Below are 14,804 nucleotides of genomic sequence, written 5' to 3' on the forward strand. Positions count from 1 at the left end.
GCTCGGCCGACCGCCGCGGCCTCGCCCTCGACCGCCACCACGGTCCGGGTGTCGCCCGCGTCCGGGTCGGCGTCGTTGGCCAGCACGCCTTCGGCGGCGGACACCGCGAGGGGCGTGTCCTGGTCGGTGCGGGCGGCGTCGGCGAGGGCCACGACGGGATCGTTCTGGCCCACGATGGTGACGGTGACGAACGCCGAGGCACTGGCGCCGACCGCGTCCGTGACGGTGTAGCAGAAGCGGTCTGTGGCGGTCTCGCCGGCCCGCAGCGCCTCGAAGGCACGGGCAGGATCGTAGAGAAGCCGCCCGTCCTCGGTGAGGGTGACGCGGCCGCGCGTGCCGATGGTGTCGATGCCGATGGTGGCGCTGTCGCCGGCATCGACGTCGGTGAAGACCGGGGCGAGGCTGGCTGCCGGCCCGTCCTCGCTCACCTGCAGCGCCAGGTCCGACACCTCCGGCGCGTCGTTGACCGGCGTCACGGTGATGCGCACCATCGCCACGTTGCTCGCCAAGCCGCCGCTGGTCACCCGGTAGAGGAAGCTGTCGGTGCCGTGGAAGTTCGCCTCGGGTGTGTAGGTGAACGTGCCGTCCGGGTTGAGCCCGACGGTACCGCGGGCCGGTCCAGCGACCAGTTCCGGCGCGAGGGTGCGACCGAGCAGGCCGGTGTCGTTCGCAAGCACCGACACCCGCACGACCCTGTCCTCCGCGACGGAGACCGCGTCGTCTGCCGCCTTCGGCGGCTTCGCCACGATGCTCACATCGTCGATGCGCACGACAGAGGCCGTTGCGCCGAAGCCGATGAGGTCGAAGTAGAGCCGTGCGACCGTTCCGGCCGGGATCGAGGACAGGTCGATCTCGACGGTGAGCGGGGCCCCGGTGACACGCCCGTCCGTCCCGAGCCCCGAGACGGTGACCCCCGATGCGGTGCGAAGCGTCCCGTCGGTCTGTAGGTTGAGGAGCGCGTCGGTACCCGCCAGAGCCACCGCGCCGGCGATGGGCTGCCTGTCCGTGCCGAGCAGGGCCACCTCGAAGGCGTCTTGCGGCCCAGCTCCATTGGCGGCTAGCCCGAGACCCGAGAGGGTGAACCGCAGGATGCCGCCGTCCGGGGCAGCAAAATCCTGTGTTGCCCGGGTGGCAAGGCGGGTCGTCTCGCGCAGGACGAGCTCGCCGTTCTCGACCGACGCACCTCCGAGGAAGGTCCAACCGAGATCGATCGCCGAGAAGTCGCCGTTGGCGAGCGGCGGCGGAGCGTGAGCGGCAAGCCGTGTCAGCGCCGCGCCCGCAGCCGGGCTCCCCGCGTTGGACGCATCGGGACCGGCGAGCCCCTCCAACCATCCCAGTGCACCGCCGCTGAGGAGGGGAGCAAAGGCATCGATGGCCTTCTGCATCGCCTTGCTGCCGGCCTGCGCAACCATGCCAGCTGCGTCGTCGCGGTATTGCGCGAGGTAGAGGAACAAGTTCGCCAATTGATCGATGCTCTGCTTCGTCAAATGCTCGGGCTGATCGAGGGCGAGTGACAGGGCGGAGTTTTGGATCGGCAAAGCGCTCGCTTCGCCGAAGGTGGACATGAAATTTTCGGGTCGCGTGATCGGCCGCGATGTACCGTTATCGTCGACGTACTCGTCGAATAGCCCAAGGTTGTGTCCGAGCTCGTGCGCGATCACCCAGCCGAACAGGGCGCCCAGATCCGCGCGTGAGGCCGTGCGGCTGTCGATTTGCTCGATCATGCCGTCGACCACGAGGGTCATCGGGGGACCGTTGAACGAGCCTGTGCGGGTCCCGTTGATCAGGCTATCGAGGCGATAGAGCACCTGCGCCGCGGTGAGCGTGGAGGCGATCGTCTGCCGAGCCTTGACCGGCGCATCCGAGTCGCTGCCGTTCGCAAGGACCAGAAGGTCGACGAGGTTCGCGTCGTCGAAGTCCTGGCCCGCGAAGCTCCGCTGTACGCCGACATCGGCGATCCGCACCATTCGGATCGGGTTGTCGCCGCTGTCTCGGCGAACGAGGGATTTGTCGGCAATCGACTTCTCGTAGACGGTATCGAAAGCAGCGGTGAGGCCCGTCTCGAACTGCTTCCACGCCGCATCCGTGATCCCGTCCGGGAAGAGGTTGGCGAAGACGTCGTAGCCTGGCTCGGACGCCAAGGCCCCGGCCTTGTAGCTGGCCAGCAAGCTGGTGAGATCCCGCCGCAATCGGTTCAGATCGAGACCGACGGTCTGCGTCCTGTTCGCGCGCGCCTCGACGATCGTACGGCCGAGATAATTGCCATTATAGCTGAATTCCAGGTTCTTTGATTCGGCGACAACTCCTGAAACGAGCTTGGGTGCGAAAGCTACCCTAATGAAATTCTCCTTGTCTTTGCCTGTATCGACAGAAATCTTGCCGGTCGAGAAGTCCCCTGGGCCACCGAGCGTGTTGACGCCCAGCAGATTGACGTTGAAGAAGTTGATGGCTGCGCCCGCCCCGCCGGGATTGTAGATATCAATGGTTCGGGTCGTAGTCTCCCGAGTGTCAGCGAGTCTGAGCCTACCGTCGATGCTACTGTCGTCCGCGAGGTCGACGAAGTAGAACAGCTTCACCTGTTGCGGGCTCTTGGCGGTGCCGCCGTTTCCGATCTCCGAAACGGTGATGGTCGCCGGCAGGAGCAGCGCGCCCTTGTCTCCGAGTTGATCGACGTAGGCATCACGCAGGGCCGCGTAGACCGTGATCGTCTTCGAGGCCCCGGCCGCAAGGGTCAGCGTTGTGCCGACGACGTCGCCGCTCTTCTCACCATCGTTCAGAACGTAGGTGTCGCCGTCGATTTCCAGAATGAGAAATTGATTCTTATCAGCTTCGATCCTGAAGCTGAGCGATTTTTTCAATGGGTTTGTGATGGTAATGGTTTGAATGTTATGACCATCTTCGTGCATGCCGTTAGCGCTCAGCTTCGACATGAGCACGCCTTGCGTCCCCATTCCAACGTCGCGGCCCAGGCCGGCGAACCCGGTCTTCACTGCGTCATCGAGATAGACGAGGCCGTCCTTCGCTTTGTAGCTGCTATCCATGACGACGAGGCCGCCGGGTCCGATATTGTCGATAAGAATACCCATCCGATCCGTCACGACATTCAGGTCGACGAGCGGCAACTTGACATCGTATTTAAATATCAGCTTACCGCTGCGGCCGCGCACGCTATCGGGAATATCGACGGTGTATCGATCGAAGATGTAGCCGACCCCGGCAGGAACGTTGATATCATCCCCAAGTTGCTGGCTAGTTCCATTTTCGAAGTCCACCCATACAGACAACTTGCGCTGAAATCCTGGAATTTGTATGAGCTCTTCATTGGCAACTTCGAAAGTTAGTCGATCCATATCCTCAGGAAAATACATTCTGTTATGAACAATCTCAGCCCCCGGGAGCATTCGATAAGAATAATCCAAGAGGCTCGATTGCATCAGACCGATGAACGCGGCCAGTAGATCGACGCCGGCCCCGATACCAGCCTCTTTGACGCCCTTCTTGAAATCAACAAGTTTGCCGGCTTCGTCGAGTGCCGTCAGCACTCGGTACCATGAATTGAGCGTCTCCAGGCTGTCCTGACCGGATGTAAGCAGCGACTTGATGAGCGCCGCCGATTTTTCGATGACGACGGTGAATGCACCCATCGGGTTCGGCGCATCCGCGGCGGCCCCGATCACGCTCGGGTTGAAGAGAACGCCCTCGATGAGACCGTTGACGAAGCCGAAGGCCGATTGGGCAACCGTCTCGGTGATCGGCTTGCCGAAACCGACGATGCCTTGATCCTTGAGCCAGGTGACGAACTGGTCCGCGCTGACCTTGACCTTCAGGTTCAAGAGGCCGTCCAAAACGCCGCTATTGCCGCCCTGGTGAGACCAGCCTGGCACTTCCCACATCGTCCCGGTCCAGAAGATCGGGAACCGGCCGAGGATCGGCCGGGTGCTGGCCTGGAAGTCGCCGTTGAAGACGAGAGCGAGGTCCTGTCCGTCGAGCGGAACGCGGGTTTCGGCAGCGTTGGCGGGATCCGGACGGTAGTCGGAAGTCCGTCCTCCGCTACCCAGGCTCGAATAAGCCCAACCGGTGCCGACGCCCTCCCAGCTGACGTCGTCGGCGAAGGCGCCGCCAGCTGTCGCCTCGTTATTCTTTTTCGTGACGGGATCGACCGACCGGAGCACCTCTCCGGCTCGATACCAGGGTTCGTTCACGCTCTCGTCGGGCCGGTAACGCGCGAGGCCGAGCTTGTCCAGCAGGAACTGCTTGATGACATCTGGCTCTTCATCATAATCATTATCTGAAATCTTTCGCCAGATACGATCCCCGGGGATTAAGCCCTGGCTCTCCGCGTCGGGGTTGTCGCGCTGCGACAGATCTGCCGTTCCCAAGTACCAGCTCTGAACGCGGCCGTGCGGGCGCCCGATCCCGAGGGCGTCGTCGCTCACGAAGCCAGGGCGCCCGGTCAGGTTGATATCGACGTCCGCGCGCCCATCATCAGTGCCGTATTTGTATGCAAGGGGATCCGTAGCCGGAAGCGCGCCCATCGCCAGGGAGCGCCCATTCGGTGTCATCGTCCAGTTGAATGCAATGTTTCCGAAGGCCGGCAGCAAGCTTGCAACAGCTTTAGGCTTCTCCTTCGCCGTTTCCTGATAATAATTATCGAAGAAATCGATTCCGTTCCATACCGTTACGCGGGGATCTTCGAAATCGCCATAAGATATTGTTCCATATTGAAGAAGAGAAAGTGCATAATCAACATTCGTAAGTACTTGGCTTGCCTTCTCCACAGCCAGGATGCTCGCAGGATTGATCGCTACCGCAACGGCTTGGCCGATCAGTCCCGCAGCCTTCACGAAATCGCGGATCGGGATGTCCAACGTCGCCTGCGGGAAATCGTGCGGATCGAGAGTGGTGACTTGAAGATCGCGGGGATCGTTCGGCTTGTAGACGTAGGTGAGGATGCGCTGGGCGATCTCGCTGTTGACTGCCGTACCCCGGCTGTGACCGATGAGGTGCAGCGGCGCGGCGAAAACCTTGCCGTTCAGCTGCGCATCGAGGTTGACGAGGCCGGCAAACAGGGCGTCGCCGGCTGCTTCCGCGAAGCCGGAATCGCTGATGCGGGATTCATCGACCCAGTCCGATATGAGCACGAGCGCCATCCCGCGCGCTGCGGCGGCTTCGACCGTCGGGACGTCACCGACCGGCATCCATAGCCGGTCGCTCGTGATGGCATCGGTGGCGCTGAAGTTAGGATTGTAGCGGAACACGGCGCCGTTGTTCTTCTCGGCGATGGTTCGGGCGATGGTAGCCATCGCCGTGCTGCCCGCCAGATCGTTGTCCCAGTTCAGCGAACCGGGGACCGGCGGCTGGTAACCGTGCGTCAGCACCGTGACGCTCTTGAAAGCATTCAGGACCGTAGGCTGCGGATTGTAGACGAAGGAAGCAGATTTTCTATAGATCTTGCCGTCCCTCTCGACTTCGACGCCCCACCAGTACGTCTGTCCCGCCGTGAGATGCAGCGATTCGATGTCCAGCTTGATGTCCTGCCCGTCCCTGGGGGCCGCGAACCGCTTCGCCAGGATCCTATTGCGATTCAGGTCGGGATAGAGGATCGATCGATCGAGGGCGATCAGCTCGTCGTCGCTCAGGTCTTGATCGTTGCGATACTGCTTGGCGAGTTCCAGCTGCACGTCCGCCGGAGTGTCCGACGGGAACAATCCGCTGCCCGGTCCGAAGGTGCTCAGGAAGAGGGTGCTCGCGTATTCGCCCGGGTCGTAGATGCCCGGCTCCTTCAGCGTCAGGAACGCGTCCTGATGCGCGAGGCCGCGCGGCAGCCCGCCCGTGCCGATCGGCGCGTTCTCGGAGGCGCCGACGCCGTCCGCGCCGTGCTCCGTAGGGCGGAACACGAGATCGCGGAATGTGTCGCGATACCCGGCGTAATCGGCCCGCACGTCGATGAGGAAGTTCACCCCCTGGCGCTGGCCGTTGAGCAGGCTTGCGAGCGGGACTGCCCCCTGCAGGTCGTCGATGCCTCGTCGCGCGAGGTCGCCGCTCAGGAGCGGGTTGGCGAGGGTGAATTCGAGCTGCTTGACGAGTTCGGTCGCGTCGTAGCCGAAGATCGCGCCGTTGCCGGTGCTTGCCGCGTAGAGATACTTGCCGTCCGGCGAGATCGTGACGCCCTGGCCCCAGGATTCCGGGATCATCCGCGTGGCGCCCGTGACCTGCGCACCCTTCTGGAACGGATCCTTGATCACCGCGACGCTGCCGCCGGCCGGCGCCAGCGGCTCGTAGTTCGGGTCGCGCTGCGGAATATCGTACTGATAGCGGTTGTAGGACTGAACGAACGCGTACCACTTCTTATCCGACGACACGTTGTTCGTCAGGACGAAGTCGTAAGCGTCGTTGACCTCGAAGGAGTCGTTGATGTCGCGCGACAGTTGCGGCGGGATGTTGAAGGCGACGGAGTGGCTGGCGCTCCAGGCCTTGTCCTTCTGGACGAGGAAGGCGAGCCCGACCTGATCGTTCGCGCGGTCGGCGAATACGATGTAGGGAGCGCCGTCCGGGCCGTAGAGCGTCTTCACCGTGGTAGGTTCACGGATCTGCGCGCCCTGGATCGCGTCGACGTTGGCGGCGAGCGTCAGCGTGACCGCCTTGTCGGCGATGATCCTGGCGATGGGCGGCAGATCAAAGATTGCGACGCCGCCCGCCGCGCCCTGCGGGCCGTTGGACAGCGTGTAACCGACGACGAGCTGCGTTCCGTCCGGAGTCAGCGCGAGGTCGCGCAGCCCGGTTGCCGCAATCCCGAGGCTCAACGTGTGGACGTGCTGGTTGTAGGTCCGCGAGGCCGGATCGACATCGACGACGTAGATCGAGCGCGAGGCGTAATCGCTGACGAGCGCGTACTTGTTGGTCTTGTCGAAGGTGATGCCGAACGGCGAGGCGCCCTTGATGGCGATGACGTCGTTCGTCTTCGGGGTGCTCGGCGTCGCATCGACCTGGCGCATGGCGATCGTGTCGACCACCGCGATGCTCCCCGAGCCGCGCATGGTCACGTAGGCGCGATCCTGCAGCCCTGTGAGGATGATCTTCTGGAGTCCGCCGCTCGCCGGGGCGGTCGGCAGCCCGTTCTCCCCCAGGGTGCCGATCGGGATGCGGGCGATGAGCTGGGGCAGCTCCTTGCCGGCCTGGTCCTTCACCGCGGTCACCGCCACGATCTGGTCGGCGAACACGGAGGATCCGTTCTCGAGCGTCATGCGGCCGTTCGCGACGGCGCCGAACACGCTCTCCCCGGTGACCTCCACGAAGCGCGCGTCGCTCGCCTTCGCCCGCGTGTCGAACTTGCCCTTGTAGTCGCGTCCGTTGAACGTGATCTCGAGGCCCGCTTGCGCGCCGGTGTAGATCTGCCTGCCGTTGAAGACGTGCGTGACCTGGAACAGCGAGATCGGCATCGCGCCGACCGCGACGCGGTCCGGGATGCGGAACTTCGCGACGTCGAGCGCGCCGTCCTGGCCGAGCTGCGAGGCGTGCACCGCGACCGAGACGCGCTCCAGACCCGTCTTCGGGTCCGTGAAGACGATCTCCACGATGTCGCTGCCCGTGTCGCCGATCGTGGAGATCTGGCGGCTGAACTCCGCGGCGGGCGGGGGCTCGCCGAACACCACCCAGACGTGCTCGCTGTCCTGCGTGGCGGCGCTCTCGTAGCCGTGCTGGGGAACGTTCTCCCCTGAGTGGATCGGTCGGAAGTTCGTGCCCTTGACGATCAGCACCGGCTCGACCGTATCCGTCTCGGGATCGATCTTGTCGAACTGGACCTGGGCGGAGACGACGACCGGCGCGTTGTCGATGCTCACGCTCTTCGGGAAGATCGTCGGCTTGAACTGGTTGACGACGTCCTTCCGGACGCTGACCGACATGTCGACCGTGGTGAGTCCGCCTTCCGGCTCGATCGACACCATCTTGACGTCGTTGGCGCCGAACGGGAGGTAGACCAGGATCGAGTTAAAGGCGTTGACGATCCCCCCGACGAGCGCACCGCCGACGGCGGTGACCGTCCGGATGACGCCCGCTGTGGCACCGCGGATCTGGGGTACGAACTCGGCCAATCCCGCCAGGGCCCCGTCGATCGCCATCACCGCGTAGGTGCCCGAGCGGCGCACGCCGTCATGCGGGGGCGAGGTGGTGCGCGCGACGCCGTTCGCGTCGACGACGCCCGTCTCGTCCTCCATCCAGACCTTCCGGACGCCGTCCTCGGTCGCCACGTCGTCGAGGCGGTAGAACACCACCGTCTGGCCCGGGGCGAGTCCGGTCGGGATCGCCAGTTGGGCCGGCACGCTGAGGCTCGCGCCCTGCATGTCGAGTTCGAAGGCGGCGCCGAACGTCCATCCGAGCTGGGTCGGGGGCAACGGAGCGGGCAGGTCGGACTGGGCGAGGCTGCGGATCGCGACCTGGGTCGTACCGGGCATCGCGCCCGGTGCGATGGCGACCTGATACCCGTCGGCGTTGCGGATGAGGGCACCGTCCGCCGTGACGCTCGCAGTCCCGGTGACGGGCACCATCACGCGCACGGCCACCAGCGTCTCGGTCATCTTGTAGACGGCTGTGACGATCGCCTCGCCCGGCGCCCTGGCGATGATCCGGCCGTCCGGCGTGATCTCGATCACGGACGGATCGCTCACCCAGTAGCGCGTACCCTGGGCCGCCGTCGCGACGTTGGTCGCCACGTCCAACGGATCGGTGAACAGCTTGAGCTGGCGCGTGCCGCCCTCGGCCGACAGGGTCACGGCGTCCGGATAGACGTCGGTGCCGAGCAGGTCGAGGAGCATCTCACCGCTGTCGGCGGGCTCTCCCACCATGAAGGCGGTGGCGGCGGTCAGCCCGTTGCGGTTCGCCACCACGGCTCCGTAGCCAAATCGCTCACCGACGAGCAATCCGCCGGCCGTCACGGTGGCGGCCGGGTTGGTCGTGGACCAGGACAGGTAGGACCCCGGCAGCACGACGCCGAGCTGATCCTCGAAGTCGCCGACGAGCTGCAGCTGCTGCCGCTCGCCGATCGCCAGCCGCGGCTTGCGGACCTCGAAATCGAGGGCGATCAGCCGCGCCCCTGAGACCGCGACGGCGACGCCGGTCTCGGTGGAGGCCGAATGGCCGTCGTCGGCCACGAGGCGGAAGCTCGCCGTACCCGTGTAGCCGGCCTCCGGCGAGAAGATCACCGAGCGCCCGTCTCCCGACAGGCGGGCGGTGCCGTGGCTCGCGCCGACGACGCGCAGGAAGACGGGATCGCCCTCCGGGTCGCTCACGAGCCCGCTCATCGGCACCGCGACCTCGAGCCCCTCGTGGGTCTTGAACGCGCCGTCGGCGGCGATCGTCGGCGCCCGGTTGGCCGAGAAGCCGAGAGCCTGGAACAGGAGCTGGCGATCCGCGGCGGTGACGACGCCGTCGCGGTCGAGATCGGCCTGCACGATGTAGCCGGCCTCGCCGCGCGCCTTGCCGATCGCACCCGCGAGCAGGGCCGCATCAAGGCCGTCGACCGTCGCGTCGCGGTTCACGTCTCCGGCCGCGAACAGGTCGAGCCGGTAGCCGCCGGCGCCCGCTCCCGACACCGAGAGCAGCTTCACCCCGGCGGAATCGAGCTTGAACAGGGCGAAGGCCCGTCCGTCCTCGACGCGCGAGGCCACCGGCGCGAGGCCGCCGAGGGTCGGCAGGGCCGGCGACAGCCCGTCCGTCCCCTCGACCACGACGCCGAGATAGAGCGCCTCGCCGGCGCCCGACGTGACCTCAGAGGGCCGCACCGTGAGGGCGTAGCGGGCCGTCTCCCCGACGCCGAGGGTGCCGGCGACGTCGCGCGTCAGGTATTGCAGCGCCGTCCCGAGGTCGCCGGCGAGCGGCACCTCCTGCGGCTGCGCGCCGTACAGGATCGCCGCGGGCGTTCCCGAGCCGGCGATCGCCAGGCGGCCGTCGGCGCCGTAGCCGAAGCTCGCGGTCGTGCCCTCGACGAGGTGGCGCACCACCTCCAGGTGGCCGGCCGCGTCGTACAGGTAGACGATGTGAGCGCCGTTCGGCGCGATCACTCGGGCGATCCGGCCGCCCTCCCCGGCGACGAAGCGGATGCCCTCCCCGGTCGAGGCCAGGATGCCGCTGTCCGAGACGGTGAGCGTCGTGCCGTCGGTGAAGCGCACGAGGCGCGTGCCGCTCTGCCCGTTGATCGCGTAGGCGGTGCCGTCCGGCCCCGTCAGGGTGAAGGGCGTACCCTGCTGGCCGACGGGGTTGTACGGCAGCGCGGTGGTGAGGTCGTAGTAGCGAACGCCCGCCCGCACCAGCATGGTGCCGGCGAGATCGAGCGACCATTGCGAGCCGGCATCCGCGACGAACCGCGGCGTGTAGTAGGTCAGGCCGGCGACCTTGGTCTCGTCGGCCGTGAAGGTGAAGCCCTCCCGGCTGCCGTCCGGCAGCGTCAGGTAGAGCCGGGTGCCCTCGCGGAACGCCCCGTGGACGCCCTCGCTCTCGCGGCCGGTGGCCGGCACGTCGGTGGCGATGGCGGTGTCGCGCAGCGGCAGGCGCCAGCCGAGCCCGAAGGCGCCCGGGACGTCCGCGCGCGCCGAGTCGTACTGGCGCGCCAGCGTGACGGCATGGCCCGCGAGGGTGACCGTGAGGTCGGCGTCGGTGCGCAGGTAGCGGCCGGTCTTCTCGGCCGTGTTGATCTCGACCGGCGCCTCCGCCTCTGTGCTGCGCCCGGCAACGTCGGTCGCGGTCAGGCGCAGCCGGTAGAGGCCGTTCTCGAGCGTCCGCGGATCGAGGATGGCGAGCGCCCCCTCGACCGCGGTCTCGCCCTCGGCCAGGACCGTGAAGGTATCGCCGTCCGCCCGGGCGATCGCCAGCGTCCAGCGGTCGAGGTCGGTGTCCCGCACGCTACCCACGATCCCGGCCGGGGCCGTCAGGAGCAGGCCGCCTCGGGCCGCGTCGAAGGCGACCACGGGCGCGGCGGTGTCGGCGGGGTCGCGCACCTTGAGCACCGTCGTGGTGCGCCCGGTGACGCCGTCGGCGTCGGTGGCCTCGGCGACGATGGTCACCTTGCCGGGCGCCGCCGGCGTGAAGCGGGCGCGGCCGCGCTCGTCGAGTGCGATCGGCTGCCCGTCGACCGTGAGCGCGAGGCGAACGATCCGCGAGACGCTCGAGGCCACCGCGTGCAGCAGCACCTGCTGGCCCGGCAGGGCCGGGAAGCTCGGCGTCAGCTCGATGCGGACCGCCGGCGTCGCCGGCTCGACGCCCGCCCGGATGACCAGCGGCTCGGTGACCGTGCTCTCGCCGTCGCTCGCCGAGACCTTCACCAGGTAGTCGCCGGTCTGGCCGGGCCCGGGCAGCCAGCGCACCTCGCCGGTCGCGGCGTCGTAGGTGGCGCCTTCCGGCAGGCCGGTCATCGCGTAGGTCAGGACCGTGCCGGCATCGGGGTCGCGGCCCGCGACCCGGAAGACGAGCGCCTGCCCGAGCACTGCGGCGTGGTTGTCCACCGTCAGCACCGGCGCCCGGTTGACGTTGGCGATGCGCAGGACGACCTCGTTCTCGCTGCGCGCGCCGTTCACGTCGATCGCCGCGAAGCGCAGCACGGTCTCGCCGGCCTGGGTGAAGTCGGGGGTCCACTCGAAGCGGCCGGTCCGCAGGTCGAACAAGGCTCCGCGCGGCAGCGCGCCGAGGGGCGAGAACACGACCGGATCGTTGTCCGGGTCGCCGGCGGTCAGGCCGAACGACAGCGTCTCGCCCTCGCGGCCGAGCTGCGGGTACATCCCGGCGATGACCGGGGCGCGGTTCACGTTATCGACCGTGATCGCGATGGTCTCGCGGCTCGTCCGCGAGCCGTCGCTCGCGGAGAGCACGATGCCCGGATAGGTGCCCTGCGCGAACTGGTCCGGCACCCAGCTGAGCACGCCCGTCGCCGCGTCGAGGTAGGCGCCGGGCGGCAGGTTCTCGGCCGCGTAGGTGACCGGGTCGCCGTCCGGGTCGATCGCCGCGAGGCGGATCTCTAGGCGCTCACCCTCCCGGACCGTGCGGTCGCCGACAGGGAGGAGCCGGGGGGCCTGGTTGGCCGGCCGCACCACGATCCGGATGGTCTCCTCGGCCGCGCCGACCGCGCCTGCGCCGCCATTGCCGTCGTCCTGCACCCGCACGCGGATGAGGGTGGTACCGGCATCGGCCTCCCCCGGCGTCCAGGTCAGGAGGCCGGTGCCGTAGACGGATTGGCGGGTGAAGGTCATGCCCTCGGGCAGCGCCGCCTCGGCACCGTCGAGGAGGCGCGTCACCGCGAAGGAAAGGCCGTCCTGGTCGAGGTCGCGGGCGCGCACCGCGATCTGGAGCGCCTCGCCGATCACCGCGACTTTGTCTCCGATCCGGTCGAGCCGCGGCGCCTCGCTCGCGGATTTCGCGGTCAGCACGAAGCTGACCTCGTCGCGCTGCACGGGCGAGCGCCGCCCGTCGCCGTCGTCGGTCGCCGTCACGGTGACGACGTAGTTGCCGCGGTCGCCGGCGAGCGGCGCGAAGCGCAGGCTGCCGGTGCCGTCGCCGCGGTCGACGAAGGTGGCAAAGCCGCTCTCCGCCCCGAGCGCGACCGGGTTCGGGTCGAGGTCGAGGAGGTCGGCCGAGGCGGCCCGCCGGATCTTTGCCGTCAGCGTCAGGGGATTGCCGTCCGCGTCGGTGGCGAGGACCGGTACCTCCAGCACCTCGCCGCGCGACACCTCCTTGTTGGCGATCTCGGCGAGCTCCGGCGGCCGGTTCGCGTTGACGACGCGGATCGGCACGTCGACGACGCTGGTGAGCGGCGTGCCGGTGCGGTCGCCGTCGTCGATCGCGGAAAAGCGAACCGTGTAGCTCCCGGCCTGCGCGTAGCTCGGGCGCCAGATGAACAGCGCGCGGTCGGGGTCGAAGACGGCGCCCTCGGGCAGGCTGCTCACCGCGTAGGTCACGCTCGGCCGGTCCGCCCCGTCAGTGAAGACGAGGCTGCCGTTCGCCGCCCGCTCGGGCAGGCTGAAGAGCGGGTTGTCCGGATCGAAGGCGAAGGCCCGGAAGAATAGGACCTGGTTCTCCAGCACCTCCCAGGCACCCAGCCGGTCGAAGACCGGCGCGCCGTTGGCGTTGAGCACCGTGATTGTAGTCGTGATCCGGGCGGTGTCGACGCCGTCCGAGACGAAGAACGGGATCGCGTAGGTGCCGGCCTGGGTATAGGCGGGCGTCCACTCGAACACGCCGGTGTTCGGATCCAGGGTGGCGCCGGCGGGCAGGAACGGGCTCGCATAGGTGAGCGCGTCGCCCTCCGCATCCGCGCCGCGCAGGACGAAGCGGACGGGGTCACCCTCGCGCACCGTGTGGCTCGGCACGTTCCGGAGGGTCGGCGGCGCGTTCCGCTGCGCGACTTCGAGCGCGAAGGCGCGCGAGACCGTGTGCACCCCGTCGGTTACGAACAGGGTGACGTCGGCGTAGATCCCGGACTGGTCGTAGCCGGGCGTCCAGCGCAGGACGTTGCCCGCCGGGTCGAAGACGGCCCCGGGGGGAAGGTTGTCGGCATAGTAGGTGAGCAGCCGGCCTTCGGGATCGTTGGCCAGCAGCCCGATTTCGAAGGGCACGCCCTCGGCCAGCGCGTAGGTCGAAGAGAGCTCGCCTACCAGCGGCGGCGCGTCGCCGCCCGCGACGTCGATCGCGAAGACCTTCTGCGCGTAGCCGCCGCGGCGGTCGTAGACCCGCAGGATCACGGAGGCCTGGGACGGACTGTCAGCCGTCGGCGTCCAGGTCACGATGCCGGTGCTCGCGTCGACCCGCATGCTGTCCGGCGCGTCGAGGAGGACGTATCCCAGGACGGTGCCGTCGGGATCCCGCGCGGCGACCCGGTAGGTGTAGGCCTCGCCCACCCTGGCTGAGGTCACGGGCTCGCCCTCGATCACCGGGGGCGTGTTGGGATAGGGCAACGCGTAGATGCCATGCCCGAGCGCCACGCGCTGACCGTCCGGCACAGCGATGGTGATGGTGCGTGCGGTGGTCGCCTCGCCCGGCGCCAGGACGCCGTCCGCTCCCATGGCCGCACTCAGGTCGACCGCGAATAAGCCGCGCCCGTCGAGGCTCGCGCCCACCGGGGCGCCGGCGAAATATTGCGACGGATCGAAGATCAGCGTGAGGGGCGCCCGCAGGTCGTCGGGTCCGGTATTCGTCACGACGAGGTCGTAGGACACGGTGCCGCTGACCCTGTCCGAGCGGGTCGCCGTGAAGGTGAACGACACGACCGAGGAGAAGTCGAACAGCGCCGTGAAGCGCGCCTCGTAGGCCTGCGACAGCAGGAGGCCCTTGTCGCTCATCAGCGTCGTGGCGACACGCAGATCGTACTCGTCCGCGCCGAGAGGGTCGAAGCTCAGGAAGGCGGTGCGGCTAGCGGCCTCGTAGCGTACCTCCCGGAGCGCGACGGCCTGGCCGTCGGAGCGGAACAGCGCATAGTTCGCCGGATTGAGGACGGAGCCCGGTTCCTCCGGATCGCCCGTCAGCATGTCCTGGTCGAAGGTCACGGTGACGACGCCGAGCGGCAGCGCCAGGGTCGCCGCATCGGCAGGGCTGGAGGCCACCACCGCGGGCGCGAGGAGCGGGCTCAGCACGTCGATCTGGTCGCTGTGCGCGATGAGGAGGCGCCCGTCCGCCGTCGCCAGCAAGGTCTCGGCGTTAGGCCCGCCCCGACCGACCGCGACCGTCTGCAGCGTGGCGACGTCCACCATCCGTAGGATCGTGCCGCCCGCCACCGTCCGGTCGAGGTTGCTCGAGACGAACAGGAGCCCGTCGAGCTTCGTGCC

1 protein-coding gene (running past one end of the window) is annotated in these 14,804 nt (G+C 67.7%); it reads right to left on the minus strand.

What is annotated here, in order from left to right:
• On the minus strand, positions 1–14,804 hold part of the coding region annotated (locus BM430_RS20845) for a CARDB domain-containing protein (protein ID WP_093569167.1) (this coding region is incomplete at its 3' end). Its footprint extends 16,104 nt past the window's final position; 14,804 of 30,908 annotated nt are visible.

Origin of the sequence: Methylobacterium sp. 174MFSha1.1, assembly GCF_900116815.1 — a bacterium.
Taxonomy (GTDB): domain Bacteria; phylum Pseudomonadota; class Alphaproteobacteria; order Rhizobiales; family Beijerinckiaceae; genus Methylobacterium.